This is a genomic window from Pasteurella sp. P03HT (assembly GCF_054052285.1).
Window position 1 is genome coordinate 93,081 of record NZ_JBSIUM010000002.1, and the last position, 16,442, is coordinate 109,522.

Annotated in this window: 17 protein-coding genes and 1 riboswitch; of the genes, 12 read left to right on the plus strand and 5 right to left on the minus strand. The window is 42.1% G+C overall.

Features of this window, described 5'->3' with window-relative positions:
• Window positions 1-61 precede the first annotated feature (61 nt).
• Window positions 62-1,537, minus strand: a complete 1,476-nt coding sequence (gene ilvC, locus ACWIT3_RS02625; protein ID WP_457161260.1) for a ketol-acid reductoisomerase — start codon at window positions 1,535-1,537, stop codon at window positions 62-64.
• A gap of 267 nt (window positions 1,538-1,804) precedes the next feature.
• On the opposite strand from ilvC, the gene ilvY reads away from it, so the two are divergent.
• Both ilvY and rarD read left to right on the plus strand, forming a co-directional pair.
• A complete protein-coding gene (gene ilvY, locus ACWIT3_RS02630) occupies window positions 1,805-2,686 on the plus strand; it encodes an HTH-type transcriptional activator IlvY (protein WP_457161261.1) in 882 nt (293 codons plus the stop codon).
• A 47-nt stretch (window positions 2,687-2,733) separates the two neighbouring features.
• Window positions 2,734-3,609 carry an EamA family transporter RarD gene (gene rarD, locus ACWIT3_RS02635; RefSeq protein WP_457161262.1) on the plus strand — a complete coding sequence of 292 codons (876 nt, stop codon included), beginning with the start codon at window positions 2,734-2,736 and terminating at the stop codon, window positions 3,607-3,609.
• 62 nt (window positions 3,610-3,671) lie between these two features.
• Here rarD and aroE read toward each other — a convergent pair whose 3' ends face one another.
• Genes aroE through ACWIT3_RS02655 form a run of 4 tightly spaced genes read right to left on the minus strand, consistent with a single transcriptional unit; the run spans window position 3,672 to window position 6,217 of the window.
• Window positions 3,672-4,481, minus strand: a complete 810-nt coding sequence (aroE, locus tag ACWIT3_RS02640) for a shikimate dehydrogenase (protein ID WP_457161263.1) — start codon at window positions 4,479-4,481, stop codon at window positions 3,672-3,674.
• Between the two features lie 3 nt (window positions 4,482-4,484).
• A complete protein-coding gene (locus ACWIT3_RS02645; RefSeq protein ID WP_457161264.1) occupies window positions 4,485-5,036 on the minus strand; it encodes a Sua5/YciO/YrdC/YwlC family protein in 552 nt (183 codons plus the stop codon).
• Between the two features lie 4 nt (window positions 5,037-5,040).
• Complete coding sequence (locus ACWIT3_RS02650) at window positions 5,041-5,592, minus strand: topoisomerase DNA-binding C4 zinc finger domain-containing protein (protein WP_457161265.1); 552 nt, start codon at window positions 5,590-5,592, stop codon at window positions 5,041-5,043.
• Window positions 5,593-5,614: 22 nt separating this feature from the next.
• Complete coding sequence (locus tag ACWIT3_RS02655) at window positions 5,615-6,217, minus strand: Maf family protein (protein ID WP_457161266.1); 603 nt, start codon at window positions 6,215-6,217, stop codon at window positions 5,615-5,617.
• A 98-nt stretch (window positions 6,218-6,315) separates the two neighbouring features.
• On the opposite strand from ACWIT3_RS02655, the gene rmuC reads away from it, so the two are divergent.
• The 10 genes from rmuC to ACWIT3_RS02705 all read left to right on the plus strand — a co-directional run bounded on the left by rmuC (window position 6,316) and on the right by ACWIT3_RS02705 (window position 16,225).
• On the plus strand, window positions 6,316-7,941 hold the full coding sequence (gene rmuC / locus ACWIT3_RS02660; RefSeq protein ID WP_457161267.1) for a DNA recombination protein RmuC: 1,626 nt from the start codon (window positions 6,316-6,318) through the stop codon (window positions 7,939-7,941).
• 78 nt (window positions 7,942-8,019) lie between these two features.
• Window positions 8,020-8,125, plus strand: a riboswitch (TPP riboswitch).
• A gap of 78 nt (window positions 8,126-8,203) precedes the next feature.
• Complete coding sequence (locus tag ACWIT3_RS02665) at window positions 8,204-8,926, plus strand: ABC transporter ATP-binding protein (RefSeq protein ID WP_457161268.1); 723 nt, start codon at window positions 8,204-8,206, stop codon at window positions 8,924-8,926.
• The gene (locus ACWIT3_RS02670) at window positions 8,926-9,678 is read left to right on the plus strand and encodes an ABC transporter permease (protein WP_457161269.1); all 753 of its coding nucleotides are present in this window, start codon (window positions 8,926-8,928) and stop codon (window positions 9,676-9,678) included. The genes ACWIT3_RS02665 and ACWIT3_RS02670 overlap by 1 nt, the downstream gene beginning before the upstream one ends.
• Window positions 9,679-9,708: 30 nt before the next feature.
• Complete coding sequence (gene tenA, locus ACWIT3_RS02675; RefSeq protein ID WP_457161270.1) at window positions 9,709-10,362, plus strand: thiaminase II; 654 nt, start codon at window positions 9,709-9,711, stop codon at window positions 10,360-10,362.
• Window positions 10,363-10,384: 22 nt separating this feature from the next.
• The gene (locus ACWIT3_RS02680; RefSeq protein WP_457161271.1) at window positions 10,385-11,332 is read left to right on the plus strand and encodes an ABC transporter substrate-binding protein; all 948 of its coding nucleotides are present in this window, start codon (window positions 10,385-10,387) and stop codon (window positions 11,330-11,332) included.
• 556 nt (window positions 11,333-11,888) lie between these two features.
• A complete protein-coding gene (gene thiM / locus ACWIT3_RS02685; RefSeq protein ID WP_457161272.1) occupies window positions 11,889-12,692 on the plus strand; it encodes a hydroxyethylthiazole kinase in 804 nt (267 codons plus the stop codon).
• Entirely contained in the window at window positions 12,685-13,497 is an 813-nt protein-coding gene (gene thiD, locus ACWIT3_RS02690) for a bifunctional hydroxymethylpyrimidine kinase/phosphomethylpyrimidine kinase (RefSeq protein WP_457161273.1), read from the plus strand. Before thiM ends, thiD begins: the two co-directional genes overlap by 8 nt.
• Before the next feature lie 54 nt (window positions 13,498-13,551).
• Window positions 13,552-14,214 carry a thiamine phosphate synthase gene (thiE, locus tag ACWIT3_RS02695; RefSeq protein ID WP_457161274.1) on the plus strand — a complete coding sequence of 221 codons (663 nt, stop codon included), beginning with the start codon at window positions 13,552-13,554 and terminating at the stop codon, window positions 14,212-14,214.
• A complete protein-coding gene (locus tag ACWIT3_RS02700; protein WP_457161275.1) occupies window positions 14,207-15,511 on the plus strand; it encodes an MFS transporter in 1,305 nt (434 codons plus the stop codon). Before thiE ends, ACWIT3_RS02700 begins: the two co-directional genes overlap by 8 nt.
• Window positions 15,512-15,643: 132 nt before the next feature.
• Window positions 15,644-16,225, plus strand: a complete 582-nt coding sequence (locus ACWIT3_RS02705) for a TIGR00645 family protein (RefSeq protein ID WP_457161276.1) — start codon at window positions 15,644-15,646, stop codon at window positions 16,223-16,225.
• Window positions 16,226-16,442 lie beyond the last annotated feature (217 nt).

Genomic DNA, 16,442 nt, shown 5'->3' on the forward strand with positions numbered 1-16,442 from the left:
TTTTTATCCTTTTCACCTCTGCACAAAATAAAAAACCAGCCTTTCGACTGGTTTTTTTATCTTAGTTAAATGAAATGCGTTTCATATCGGTCATATAACCACGCAACTCCTGCCCCACCAATTCAATCGGATGGTTACGAATTGCATCATTCACATCACGCAAGGTGATATTGTCGATTTCAACAGTCGGCGTTGGCTCACCTAAATCGCCTTTTTGTAAAGTTGGAATAATCTCTTTAGCAAGAATTGGCGCTGCCACATTGGCAAATAAATAGTTACCGTATTCTGCAGTATCAGAAATTACCACATTCATTTCATATAAACGTTTACGTGCAATAGTATTCGCAATCAATGGCAATTCATGTAAAGATTCATAATAGGCTGACTCTTCGTAAATCCCGCTCGCCACCATGGTATCAAATGCCAATTCAACGCCCGCTTTCACCATCGCGACCATTAACACACCGTGATCAAAATATTCTTGTTCGCTGATTTTACCTTCGTATTTTGGTGCATTTTCAAACGCGGTTTTACCCGTTTCTTCACGCCATTTTAACAGGTTAGCATCGCCATTTGCCCAATCTGCCATCATCGTTGAGGAAAACTCACCGCTAAGAATGTCATCCATATGCTTTTCAAAAAGTGCGCTCAGTTTTTCTTTAATTTGTTCTGAAAGTTCAAATGCTCGCAATTTTGCAGAGTTGGATAAACGATCCATCATTAAGGTGATACCACCTTGTTTTAACGCCTCAGTGATGGTTTCCCAACCGTATTGGATCAATTTACCTGCATACGCGGGATCTTTACCGTCTGCGACTAACTTGTCGTAACAAACGATAGAACCTGCTTGCAACATCCCACAAAGAATAGTTTGCTCACCCATTAAGTCTGATTTCACTTCTGCGACAAATGACGATTCAAGCACACCCGCGCGATGCCCACCTGTTGCTGCCGCCCACGCTTTCGCAATTTCTAAACCATCGCCATTTGGATCGTTTTCAGGGTGAACCGCGATCAATGTTGGCACACCAAAGCCACGTTTATATTCTTCACGCACTTCGGTACCTGGGCATTTCGGCGCCACCATCACCACCGTGATATCTTTACGGATTTGTTCACCCACTTCCACAATATTCAAACCGTGTGAATAACCAAGTGCCGCACCTTGTTTCATCAATGGCATCACATCCGCCACCACTTTTGAGTGTTGTTTATCTGGCGTTAAGTTCACAACGAGATCTGCCGTTGGAATGAGCTCTTGATAAGTCCCTACTTTAAAACCGTTTTCAGTGGCACGTTGGAATGAAGCACGTTTCTCAGAAATCGCTTCTGGACGAAGTGCATAGCTAATATCCAAACCAGAATCACGCATATTCAAGCCTTGGTTTAGCCCTTGTGCACCACAACCTACAATGACAATTTTTTTGCCTTTTAAATAGTCCGCTTCATTTGCAAATTCATTGCGGTCCATAAAACGACAACGACCTAATTGGTCTAATTGTTGGCGTAAATTTAATGTATTGAAATAGTTAGCCATAGCGGTTTCCTTAACTGTGATGAATAGTTGTCTGAGTTTGTGTTTGCATATTATTTGTACTTTATTTGGATTATAGTGATTTTTATGATTGCGTAAATTGATATTATTGGTATTTTATATTGCAGTTATTGCAACAATAATGTTAGATTTTGCCAAAGAAGACTGACTTTCTCTTGCTTATAAAAAAGCGCAAAAACATACTGTACGGTTATAAAATTGTGCTTGAGAGAAATCGATAAACGACTTAGAAAAATCAGGAATATCATTTTGAACTTCACCGATCTCAAACTGTTTCTCCATCTTTGTGAAACAAAAAACTTTGCTAAAACGGCAACACAAAACCATATGTCGCCTTCTACTTTATCCCGTCAAATTCAGCGCATGGAAGAAGAATTAGGGCAACCACTTTTCGTGCGTGATAATCGACAAGTAACACTCACTGAAGCAGGGGAAAAATTTATTCCATTTGCACAACAAAGTTGGGCGGAATGGCAGCAAATGAAACAACAATTACGCTATAACCCCAAACAAGCACTCACTGGTGAATTGAAATTATTCTGTTCAGTAACGGCTGCTTATAGCCATTTACCGACAATCTTAGAGCGTTTTCGTACACGTTATCCCAAAGTAGAAATTCAGCTTACTACGGGTGATCCCTCCCTTGCGTTACAACAAATTCAAACACAGCAAGCCGATATTGCGCTGGCGGGCCGTCCGAAAAACTTACCGAATGGCATTGAATTTCACTACATTGATGAGATTAGTTTATCGCTGATTGCCCCTCGTATTGCTTGTCCTGCAATGCAATTACTTCAACAACCTACGATCGATTGGCAACAAATCCCCTTTATTCTGCCAGTGGAAGGCCCTGCTCGTCAGCGTATTGATCAATGGTTTAAACAACAGAAAATCAAGCATCCAAAGATTTACGCCACGGTGGCAGGTCACGAGGCGATTATGCCGATGGTTGCTTTGGGCTGTGGCGTGGCGATGTTACCTGATGTGGTGATTAAGAATAGCCCAATGAATAGCCAGGTCTCCATTTTGCAAGTCAGTAATCCAATCGCCCCTTTCGAGCTGGGGATTTGTGTCCAGAAAAAATGCTTAACGCAACCATTAGTGCGTGCATTTTGGCAAGCCTTAGAGTAAAGTGAGCAGAATGTTGTATTTTTCGGCAAATTTTTGAGAATAAGTTTATGTTAAAAGGGATAATTTTATCGTTATCGGCTTCTGTCTTATTTGGTTATTTGTATTATTTTTCTACTCTGTTATTGCCTCTAGGTGGCGAAGATATTTTCGGTTTTCGCATTATTTTTACCTTACCGTTTGTCATTACCGCAGTCTTCTTGTTCAAACAAAAACCCGCCTTATTGCATTATTTTGAACGAGTAAAACAACATCCTTTGCTTATTCTCGGTTTCCTGTTTAATTCGGCAATGATGGGGATTCAAATTTGGTTATTCTTGTGGGCACCTAACAATGGTAGCGCTCTCAGCGTGTCTTTTGGTTACTTATTATTGCCTTTAGTCATGGTGCTAACAGGAAGACTGATTTTCAAAGAACATATCTCGCGCCTCAAATTCTTTGCCGTCGTCATTGCCGCAATTGGCGTATTCTCGAATATCCTGTTGAAAGGCGGACTTTCGTGGGAAGCACTTTTAGTAAGCGTTGGTTACAGCACTTATTTCGCCACCCGTAAGATCCTAAAAATAAACGATCTTGCTGGCTTCTGCATTGAAATGACATTGTTATTACCCGTTTGTATCTACTTTGCATTACAAGTTGATCTGAGCGCAGTACAACAAGTCAATCCGAATATTTTATGGTTACTTCTATTATTAGGTCTAATCAGTGGTGTGGCACTTAACACCTACATCCTCGCCAGTAGCTTATTGCCAATTAACGTACTCGGCTTACTCGGCTACGCAGAACCAATCATGATGCTCTTCGTCTCTTTCTTAATTGGCGAACAACTCGACAGCGCCACCTATCCACTCTTCATCTGCCTCATTCTCTCAATGTTACTCTTTATGGGAGAGGGCTTGATTAGATTGAAACGGCGTTATAAATAAGCTAAAAAATACCGCACTTGAATGCGGTATTTTTTATCCTAATTTGTATGAGCAAGGACTCATTAAAGTACTTTTTCTTCCAATAACGGTTCAAACTCTGGCATTACCCCACGCCACAATTCAAAGGCGTGGGCGGCTTGTGCGACGAGCATGCCGAAGCCATCACTCACATTGTGATTGCCTGATTGTTTACAGAGGGCAATAAATGGCGTGTCGCTGTCTTTAGCGTATTGCATATCGTAAAGTGCGGTGGCTTTTTGCAAAATTTCTGGATTGATGTTGACGGTTTGTCCGTGTAAGCCTGAAGAAGTTGCATTAATGATTAAATCAAATTTTTGCACTGGGATATTGGCTAATTCGACAGCTTCAATGCTGCCATATTGGGCAAATTTTTGCGCTAAATCTTCTGCTTTGCTCAAGGTGCGGTTGGCTAACACAATATGTTGCTTCGCTTGTAATAAAGGCAATAACACGCCTTTTGTTGCGCCGCCTGCCCCTAAAATCAAAATCCGTTGTTCTGGTTTAAGCCAGTCTAAACGTTGTAAATCGCTGACCAAGCCTGCACCATCGGTATTGTCAGCATATAAACGCCCGTCTTCTAACTTTTTCAAGGTGTTACAGGCTTCAGCGGTTAGACAACGTTCGCTGTGAATGTCTGCTAACTGAAAAGCACGTTCTTTAAAGGGTGCAGTAATGTTGCAACCTTGCGCACCTTTATCAAAAAAGACACGCAATTGTTGTTCAAAATCTTGTTCATCACCGAGCATTGCCACATATTCCATTTGCTGTTGAGTTTGCTCAGCAAAAATTTTGTGAATTTGTGGCGATTTACTTTGTGCAATTGGGTTGCCCCACACCGCATATTTATCCATAGCTTAACCTTGTCTAAACAGTTGATGAGTAAAAAGATCTCGAATTTCAGACGGATTCGTCGCACTGCCAACGGGTAAATCTAACACAGGGAAATCATCGCCAAATTGTGCGCGAACTTCTTGCGCAGTGCGGCAAGGCGGCAAAGTGGTGAGATTGGCACTGGTTGAAGTTAACGCAAAACCCGCTTGCTCACAGAGTTGCTTCACTGCATCGTGCTGACATAAACGCACCGCAATGCTGTCGAATTGTCCGGTTAAAAATTTCGGCGTAGTGCTTTTTGCTGGCACGACCCAAGTGGTTGGGCGATCATATTGCCCTTGCAAACGTTGCCAGTGTTCATCTTCAAAATTTGAAGTATCAATAAATGGCAGTAAATAATCCAAGCTCGGGGCGACTAAAATCAGCCCTTTTTCAATTGGCCGTTGTTTCAAAATTAATAATTTTTGCACCGCACTTTCACTGTTTGGATTACAACCCAAGCCAAATACGGCTTCTGTTGGGTAAGCGACCACTTCGTTTTGTTTAAGTTGTGCGACGATTTGTTGAATATTCATTAAATTAGATTTCCGAGTCAAAAATATGGCGACAGCTTTTGTTCACACATTGAAAAGTGCGGTGAGTTTCCGTTTCTTTTTTCAAGGTACAAACTGGGCTTTCGCACGCAGGACAAGCCACTAAATACGGCTTGCTAGGTAACGTAAATCTGCATTGAGGATAGCGATTACAGCCATAAAATACTTTGCCTTGCCGCCCACGACGTGCCACTAATTCACCTTTTCGACATTCAGGGCAAGGGACGGTTTCTTCCGCCTGTTCCTCAGGTTCATCGTGGACCACAAAATGGCATTCTGGATAATTGCTACACCCAATAAACATGCCAAAATGCCCTTGTTTTAATACCAACGGGTGCTGACATTCGGGGCATTGCTGTTCTAACACTTTTAGGATTTTGCTTTCAGATTGTGGCTGTAAAGGGCGCAAATAATCGCAATCAGGATACGCGCTACAACCTAAAAACAAGCCTTTTTTGCCCTGTTTGACTTGCAATAAGGCGTTGCAAACAGGGCAATGTTCTTCTTGTTTTGTATGTTGAAAAAGGCGTTCGCTCATTGATTGGTGTTCCTCAGTTAAATTAAAACAATTCTACCCCAAACGCCTTCAATAATGCCACGCTTTCAAACACAGGCAAGCCCATTACGCCAGTAAAGCTGCCGTCGATATGCTCAATAAACGCACCGCCTAATTGTTGGATACCATAAGCACCCGCTTTATCCATCGGTTCACCCGTTGCGATATAGGCTTGAATTTCTTGCTCTGTTAAGGGTTTGAAGTGTACTTTACTGATTTGTACTGCCGTTTTCATTTGTTGATTATCGGCAACACAAACTGCCGTAATCACTTGATGTTCTCTGCCTGATAACGCACGCAGCATCTGTGCTGCATCAGCCTCATTCTGTGGCTTGCCTAAAATGTTATCGTCTAAAATCACTGAAGTATCCGCAGAAAGACAGGGCAAGTGCGGTGTATTTTTCGCAAATTTTTCTTGTTGCCATTTTTTGCGTGCCGCGTGATTTTTCTCAATCGCCATACGCAACACATAATCCGCCCCCTTTTCATTCGGCAACGGAGTTTCATCAATTTCGCAACAAAACACGTCAAATTTAAAACCTAAATTTTGCAAAATTTGTGAACGACGTGGGCTGCTTGAAGCAAGGTAAAATTGGGAATGAGACATAATCCAACCTGATAAATAAAAAAGATTATAACCTGTTAGGATAAATCCGCCACTTTCCTTTATACTTTAACCCTCGGTTAAATTTATGGAAAATCGTTATGCTATCTGAATTGACTTCATCACAATACCTTTTGATTATTGGCGCGCTTATTTTTTGCTGTGTCGTGTTATTTTTTATCAGCGCGCGTCGTAAACGTGACAGCCAAGAATTGCAACAAGATCTCAATAAAACCATCGAAGATTTCAATCAATTATTAAGCAAATTTGAAGCTTCTCAACTCGCCAAAAGCCAGCTTGAACAAGCTGTGGTGAAATATCAAACCAATGCAGAGGGGTTGCAAGTGCGTTTGCTTGAGCGTGATGAAAAATTAGGCTACTTACAAAAAGAATTAGACGAAGAACAAGCTCGCCATAACGAAATTTCAGAAAAAATCACCGCACTGAAAGAACGCTTTGGGATTGCCTCTGCACAAGCGGAAAGTTTAGAAAAGCAACTTGAACATAGCCAAAGCAATTTCTATCGCAAAGAGCAGGAAAATCGTGAATTAGTGGAAAAATTGACCGCACTTTCGCAAGAGTTTACTGAGCTAAAAACCACGCTTGCGGAAAAAGAGAAAAACTTTGCCGAGCAGCAACAAAATATTGAGCAAAGTAAGCAACAATTAAGCACCGAATTTCAAAATCTAGCCAATCGCATTTTAGAAGAAAAAAGCCGTAGCTTTAGCCAAAGTAACCAAACCGCATTGGACAGCCTACTCAAGCCATTTCGTGAGCAAATTGAAGGCTTTCAAAAACGAGTGAATGAAATCCATTCCGAGTCAGTAAAAGGCAATGCGGGTTTAGAAGCGGAAATCAAAAAAGTGTTGGATATCGGCTTAAATATGTCGCAACAGGCGGATAATTTGGCTTCCGCACTAAAAGGGGAAAAGAAAACCTTAGGTAACTGGGGTGAGGTGCAATTAGCACGTGCGTTGCAATCAGCGGGCTTGATTGAAGGCGAACATTACGAAGCACAAGCGCATTTTAAAGACAGCGAAGGCAAACACAATTACCCTGATTTCATTTTGAATTTGCCTGATAAAAAACATTTGATTATCGACAGCAAAATGTCGTTGGTGGCGTATGAAAGTGCGGTCAATTCTGATGATGAAATGCTTCGTCAAAGCAAATTGCGTGAGCATATCAAAGCGATTAAAAACCACATTGACGACTTGTCACGCAAGGATTACAGCAACTTAATTGGAATGCGTAGCCCGAATTTTGTGCTTATGTTTATTGCGGTTGAGCCAGCTTATATTGAAGCAATGAAAATGGATCCAAGCCTGTTTAATTATGGCTATGAGAAGAACGTCATTATCGTTTCTCACACCACATTAATGCCGATTTTACGTACCGTCGCAAACTTGTGGCGTATCGAACGAGGCAATGAAGAAGCAAAAGAAATCAGTGCTCGCGCAGGGGAAATTTACAACCAAATTTGCGTGGTGGCAGAACGTCTTAGCAAGCTCGGTAGCACGCTGTCTACGGTGAGCTCTCACTACAACAACACCGTCACCGCACTTGTTGGTCAACAAGGCTTGGTAGGCAAAGTCGAACGCTTCAAAGACCTGTCCGCCAAAGCCAACAAAACAATGCCAAACGTGGAATTACTGCACAATGATGTAGAAGTCGAACGCTTGCAAGTGGTTAAAATTGAAGAAAAAATCGACAAGCCACAACCATAACATAAATTAATAACGTGACGAAGATCACATTTCTTTAACAAAAATCTTCTTTTTTTAGTAGAGTAATGTAGTCTTATCGCGTTTTAGTCGGGGTGCTTTACGTATCAATAAAACGTATGGCTGAGATGATACCCGTGAACCTGATACAGCTAATACTGACGTAGGAAACTAATTATGCGAACACTTTCATTTTCTTTGATTTTTTCAACTTCCTTATCTCGCTTATTCCTATTTCAACGCTAATTAATTTGTTGTTAATACAATGAATGCGGTTGAAATTCGTTCACTCACATTGACCTATAACCAAGAACCTTTGTTCTTAGGGTTTGATTTTGCGTTACCTAAAGGAAAGTGGACGAGTATTTTGGGCGCATCTGGTGTGGGGAAATCCACCTTGTTGCGCGCGATTGCAGGGCTTGAGAATGAAGCGAAAACACAAGGGGAAATTTGCTTTCCGCATAATGAAAAAATTAGTTATATGGCACAACAAGATGCGTTGTATCCTTGGTTGTCTGTCATCGATAACGTTCAATTAGCTCAACATTTAACCCATTCAAAAACACCAGAAACACAAGCCAAAGCACAGCAGTTGTTAGCTGCGGTCAAAATGGATATGCATCAACACAAGGCTTGTTATCATTTATCTGGTGGACAAAGACAGCGCGTCGCCCTTGCTCGCACGTTAATGCAAGAGGCGGACATCGTTTTAATGGATGAACCTTTTTCGGCATTGGACGCCGTCACCCGTTTGCAATTGCAAAATCTCGCTTGTGAGTTGCTGAAACACAAGACCGTTTTATTGATCACCCACGATCCGCAAGAGGCGATTCGATTAAGTGATGAAATCTATGTGTTACAAAATTATCCAGCGACACTTTCAGAAAAAATCACGCCCACAGGCATAGCGCCACGCGAATTAGTGCAAGATGATTTGTGGCAATTGCAGCAGCATTTACTCGCCCAGCTGATGAAAGGTGCGGAATAATGAAAATTAAAACGCTCCTTAAAGTCACGCTACTTTCATTATTATTGCTTGGATTATGGCAAAGTGCGGTCAGTTTTTTTGATGTTCCGCGCTATATGTTGCCACCACCCACCGAAGTTTTCGACCAACTCGCTAGCCGTTATGATTTATTGTGGGAGCACGCACAAGTAACCCTATTAGAAATCGGGCTAGGACTATTTTTAGGCGTTACATTAGGGCTTATTTCTGCTCTACTTTTGAGTTTATCACGCCATTTATCCGCATTTTTATTACCGTTATTAGTCATCTCGCAAGCCATTCCTGTTTTTGCGATCGCGCCGTTATTGGTGTTGTGGTTTGGCTATGGGTTAGCCTCCAAAATCGTCATGACGGTGCTGATTATTTATTTCCCTGTTACCGCCGCTTGTTATGACGGCTTACGCAACACGCCAAATCAATGGCTAGAGCTCGCAAAAACAATGAAAGTGCCACCACTTTCGATGTTATTTAAAGTGAGATTACCCGCTGCATTGCCTTCTTTTGCATCAGGTTTACGCATAGCGGTATCCGTTGCACCCATCGGGGCGATTGTCGGCGAGTGGGTCGGTTCATCACAGGGACTCGGTTATTTAATGCTCCACGCTAACGCACGAATGCAAGTGGATTTAATGTTCTCGGCGTTATTCGTTTTAATGCTAATGAGCTTGTGTCTATATTTCAGCGTGGATTATTTACTGAACAAATGGCTACCTTGGGTGAGATTCCTAAAATAACGCCTAAAAAAATCGAGAAGGAACACAACAATGTCAACAACACAACAACTTATCAACAATGCAGGGCAATATTGGCAGGATTATGTCCACCACCCATTTGTGCAAAAAATGGCAAATGGCACTTTGCCGAAAGCCTGCTTCCAACATTATTTGAAACAAGATTATTTATTCCTGTTTCAATACAACCGAGCGCTCTCATTGGGCATTTATAAAGCCGAAAATTTTGCTCAAATGAAAACGGCACACGAGGCAATTGGCGCATTGTTGCACGAAATTCAATTACATATTCAGTTCTGCGAAAGCTGGGGAATTGATGAAAAAACCTTATTCAGCACCGAAGAATCTGCTGCTTGCGTGGCTTACACACGCTATGTGTTAGACGCTGGAATGACAGGTGGTTTAGCAGAGCTTTATACCGCTATCGCACCTTGCGCTATTGGTTATGCGGTGATTGCAAAACACATCGTAGAAAGTGGCGTAAGTCCTGAAAACAACCCGTATCAAGCGTGGATTGATGCTTATTCAGGTGAGGAATTTCAAACTGCGGCACAAAACGCAATTGAAGCATTAGATGCGTTATGTGCCGGTTTAACTGAAACACAAATCGCCAAATTACAACAGATTTTTAATACCGCAACCCGTATGGAATCTGCATTTTGGCAAATGGGATTAGATTTAAGCTAACAAGAAAAAAGGAGACAAATAAATGCAAAACTTCGTGAAAAATACGCTTACAGTTGCGCTCGCAATGGGCGTCAGCCTTTCTGTATCGGCAAAAGAAAAATTAACGTTATTGCTCGATTGGTTTGTAAACCCAGATCACGCCGCCATTATCGTGGCACAACAAAAAGGTTATTTTGAGAAAAACGGCTTAGAGGTTGAAATTGTTGAACCTGCCGATCCTTCTCTACCGCCAAAATTAGTGGCAGCAGGTAAAGCGGATTTAGCCGTTGATTACCAACCACAATTACAAATCCAAGTGGCGGAAGATTTACCACTCACTCGTGTTGGTACGTTAGTGGCAACTCCATTAAACACGTTGATTGTATTAGAAAAAAGCGACATCAAAACCCTCGCAGATTTAAAAGGCAAAAAAATTGGTTATTCAGTGAGTGGCTTTGAAGATTCATTGTTAAAAGCCATGTTGAAATCAGCAGGTTTGACGGGCAAAGATGTGGAAATGGTGAACGTAAACTGGTCACTTTCACCGTCTGTGATTAGCGGTCAAGTGGACGCTGTAGTCGGCGGTTTCCGTAACTTTGAATTAAACCAAATGCAATTAGAAAAACAACCAGGTCGCGCGTTCTATCCAGAAGAAAACGGTGTGCCGGTATATGATGAGTTAATTTTAGTGGCAAACAAAACCTCAATGCCAAAAGAGAAAATTAGCAAATTTTTAACCGCACTTGAGCAAGCCACCATTTACACCATGAACCACCCTGACGATGCGTGGAAATCATTCGTGGCATACAAACCAAAAGAATTAGACAACGACCTCAACCGTTTAGCGTGGAAAGATACCTTACCTCGTTTAGCATTACGCCCAAGAGCATTGGATGGTCACCGTTATGAAAGAATGGCGGAATTTTTGAAAGAAAATGGCTTAACGAAAGTGGTTAAACCGTTGAGTGATTACGCGGTAGAAGTGAAATAATTTTTATTCGATATCGGGTTTCGCCCGATGTGCGACCTACTTTTTCTTTGCTTGTGCAAAGTAAAAGTAGGCAAAAAGAAAGCACACCCCGACTAAGTTGCTTAACCTCATTCCAAAGAAATTTTTTAAACGAAAAATAAGTTGTCTTCGCTTTGCTACGCAACCTTATTTTCCTAAAAATTTCTTTTTCATTCGGGCAACTTACACGGGGACCCCATTTTATTACGAAGGGAAATAAAAGTGCGGTGTTTTTTATAGAAAAAAATATTTGAATAACGCACTTTGAGCTCCCTTCTTTGCCGCCTTTGTGAAGTTGAATTTGTAGGAAAATTTTGCCTGTTTGAGCGTAGCGAGTTCAAAATTTTCAGTAAAGCAAATTCAATAGAACAAAGGATTCAAGGCAAAGCAGGGTCGCCTTTCTTTTGGTTACTTTTCTTTGGCGAAGCAAAGAAAAGTGACAATCAATGCAAAAGAAAAAGTAGGTCGCACATCGTGCGAAACCCGATAGAACTAAACTGATAAAACTAAAACATCACAAAACAGAAGTACAACCAACATGCTAAAACCAAAATACCTACAAAAAATCAAATCCCAAAACCCTCTCATCCACAACATCACCAACGTAGTGGCGGCTAACTTCTCTGCAAATGGATTGCTTGCGATTGGGGCTTCGCCGTTAATGTCTGCTGCGATTGAAGAAATGGACGAAGTACCACGCATTAGCAATGCACTGGTGATTAATATCGGCACCTTAATGGGAAAAGAAGTGGCGGCGATGGTGTTAGCGGGACAAACAGCTAACCAAGTGGGTATTCCAGTGGTGTTAGATCCTGTGGGTGTCGGTGCAACCAGTTTCCGTAAACAAACGGTCGCAACGTTATTAAAAGCAGTGAAGTTTGCGGCAATTCGTGGCAATGCGGGGGAGTTAGCAACAATTGCAGACGTGGACTGGCAAGCGAAAGGCGTGGACGCTGGCAAAGGCAATGCGAACGTTGCAGAAATCGCACGTATTGTGGCTGAAAAATATCATTGTGTCGCGATGATCAGCGGTGCAACGGATTATTTAAGTGACGGCAAACGCCACGCGCAAATTCACAATGGCACACCATTATTTCCGAAAATTACGGCATCAGGTTGCTTATTAAGTGCGGTTTGTGGCGCATTCTTAGCAGTGGCTAAGCCTGAAGAATATTTTGATGCCATGGTTGAAGGTTGCACCACTTATGCCCTAGCTGGCGAATTAGCTGCTGAACAGTTAAGTGATACACAACACGGACAATTTTATGTGGGCTTATTAGATCAATTAGCCAACATTTCCCCAGAACAAGTTTCACAATTAGCGAGAGTGTCTTATGAGTAATATTGCACAAGCCTTAACCATCGCGGGCTCTGATAGCGGTGGCGGTGCGGGTATCCAAGCGGACTTAAAAACCTTCCAAATGCGTGGCGTGTTTGGTACTTCGGCAATTACCGCAATTACTGCACAAAACACGTTGGGCGTATTTGACATTCACCCGATTCCATTAACGACGATTGAAGCGCAGTTGAAGGCGATTGCGGACGATTTCCACATTTCAGCGTTTAAAATCGGTATGTTAGGCACAGCAGAAATTATCGAATGTGTGGCGAATGCATTGAAAAAATACCACTTTGGTAAAATGGTGTTAGACCCAGTAATGATCGCAAAAGGTGGTGCACCATTATTACAACAAAATGCCGTGAATGCGTTGAAACAGCATTTAGTGCCCATAGCAGAAGTGATTACGCCAAACTTACCCGAAGCGGAAGCGTTAACCGGCATTAAAATTGTGGACGATAAGACCGCACTTGAGGCAGCAACCTTATTACAACAAATGGGCGCAAAAAATATCGTGATTAAAGGTGGTCACACTGAAGATTCACAAAGTACCGTTTGTCGTGACTGGATTTTCACCCCAACCGAAACATTTTTCTTAGACAGCCCTCGTTTCCCAACGAAACATACGCACGGTACAGGTTGTACGTTCTCGGCTTGTCTAGCGGCGGAATTAGCGAAAGGCAATTCTGTTGTTGATGCAGTGAAAACTGCGAAGGCTTTCATTACAGCAGCAATTAGTGACCCGTTAAATATTGGTCACGGACACGGTCCGACAAACCATTGGGCCTATTCCAAAGTGGAAAAATAAGTCTCATTTGCACAAAAGTGCGGTCAAAAAACACAACATTTTGAAAGGATGGATATGAACAACATTGAACAAGCAATGCGATTGTATTTTATCGCAGGCACACAAGACTGCCCGAATACAGGGGGAGATCCTGCTGAAAATCTATTAGGGATTTTAGAACAGGCGTTAAAAGCAGGGATCACCTGTTATCAATTTCGCGAAAAAGGCAAAAAGTCCTTACAAGATCCCGCAAAAGTGAAAGAACTTGCGATGAAATGTCGCGATCTTTGTCGTCAATATAACGTGCCTTTTGTGGTGAATGATGATGTACAGCTGGCGATTGAAATTGGGGCTGACGGCATTCACGTTGGGCAAACAGATATGGCAGTCGCTGATGTTGCCGCACTTTGTCATAGCAAATGTTTTATCGGCACCTCCGTCAATACCCTTGAGCAAGGGCTTGCCGCACAAGCGAACCCGCTTATTGATTATTTCGGCACTGGCCCGATTTTCCCAACCCAATCGAAAGAAGATCCCAAACCTGTTGTGGGGGTCGAATTCGTTTCTACGATTCGCCAAAATGGGATCGATAAGCCAATCGTGGCAATTGGTGGAGTCACTGCTCAAAGCGCAAGTGAACTACGTCAACGTGGCGCCAATGGCATAGCTGTTATTTCCGCTATCGCACAATCCACCAACATCGCAAAAACCGTTCAGGAGTTGCTAGGGAATGCGTAATCATCCTCGCCAAGTTGCCGTTGCGACAATGGTTGGCACAGCAATTGAGTATTTTGATAATTATATTTATGCCATGGCAGCGGTATTGGTTTTTAACCATCAATTTTTCCACAGTGCTGATCCTGTTAGCAATGAACTTGCTTCCTTGTCTACTTTAGCACTTGCATTTTTTGCCCGTCCTTTTGGTGCCATGCTATTCGGACACTTCGGTGATAAAATTGGACGTAAAAAATCCCTGATCGCGTCATTATTATTAATGGGCGTTTCCACTGTCTCTATTGGTTTATTACCGAACTATGCCGACATTGGCATTTGGGCAACGGTGCTGCTTTGTCTCTGCCGTGTTGGTCAAGGCATTGGCTTAGGGGGAGAATGGGGCGGCGCTGCTTTAGTTGCCATAGAAAATGCCCCAGCAGAAAAACGAGCCTGGTACGGTATATTTCCACAACTGGGGGCGCCAGTTGGCTTGCTCTTAGCAAATGGCGCATTTTTCGCAGTAGGGAACATTTTTGGGCAAGATGCGTTAGTCGAATGGGCGTGGCGTATTCCATTTATTGCCTCTGCTGTGTTAGTGATCATCGGTTGGTATGTCCGTGCTAAAATCCATGAAAGTGCGGTCTTTTCTGAAGTAGAAAAACAAGGTAAAACCCACAGGTTCCCAATCAAAGCGGTCTTTACTCAACACCTTAAGCCCTTTATGACCAGTATCTTTCTAGCGACCGCGGGTTATGTGCTGTTCTATATTTTGGCGGCATTTGCTCAAATCTACGCGAAAAGCCCAACGACCCTTTCTGCTGCTGGGCACCCCATGGGTCTAGGCTTACAGGCGAGTACCTTTACTGCTTTTTTATTGATCACCTCAGTCATTTTCGGGTGCTCAATTGCTTTTTCTGGCATTTACGCTGACAAAATTGGGCGGCGTCGTTTAATGCAATATGTCAGCATCGCGACACTGATTTTTGGGCTTACCTTACCGATCTTTTTAAGTGAAGGTACCCCTGCTAGCGTATTTGCATTTTTAGCCATTGGATTCATGATTATGGGAATGTCTTTTGGTCCGATGGCCGTGTTGTTGCCCGAATTATTTCCAACAGAAGTCCGTTATTCTGGGGCATCCATCGCTTACAATTTTGCTGGAATTTTAGGGGCAAGTGTCGCCACCATTGTCGCGATGAAAATTAATGCGAACTTTGGTTTAATTGGCGTAGGCTTGTACCTTGCTGCAAATGCGTTGATTTCGTTGATTGCGGTCACGCAAATTACTGAAACAAAACAATGTGATCTGCAAAATATTTGAGACAACATGGCGTGTGATTGCACACCTAAAGCCGATCACACGCCGTTATCTACTGGCAGAAAAATAAATTGAATTTTCCGAAAAAAACAGGTAATTTTCACCCCTCTTTTCACTCTATTCTGATCTAACAACATGGAACAACATACTCAACAGCAACCTGCTAACACTAAACACAAATCTGCGCGCTATAAGTCGCGCCCACGTCATGCCCCAAATATCATCAGCCAAATTATTTTTGCTAGCCGTTGGTTACAGCTCCCAATTTACTTAGGATTAATTGTTGTACAAGGTATCTATGCCTATAAATTTATGAAATCCTTGTGGGAATTAATGACTAACCTACAAACAATGGATGCCAACATGATCATGCTTGCCGTACTCAATTTAATTGATGTGGTCATGATTGCCAATCTATTGGTGATGGTCATTGTCGGAGGATATGAAATCTTTGTCTCCAAACTACGTACAAAAGATCACCCAGATGAGCCTGAATGGTTAAGCCATGTGAATGCCTCTGTGTTAAAAGTGAAATTATCAATGTCAATTATCAGTATTTCCTCTATTCACTTGTTACAAACTTTTGTGAATGCTGCCAATATGGAGGAAAAAACCATGATGTGGCAATTATTGCTCCACTTAGGTTTCTTAGTCTCTGCGGTTGCTATGGCATACACAGATAAAATTCTTTATAGCACCAATCATAAAGGGCATTAACTCCTTACTCGTGACATAATACACCGACCTTCAATTTGCGCTGCAGATTGAAGGTTTTCTTTTTTCTCTAGGTTGGGTTACCTCAAAAACGATCAAACAATAAACGACTCAGACTACACGTCATAACCTCGTTTTCATCTCATATGGTCAGTACAATTGTGCCAAATATTGATTATCCTTTAAAAGCAAAATAGAGTAGAATAATGCGTAACTATAA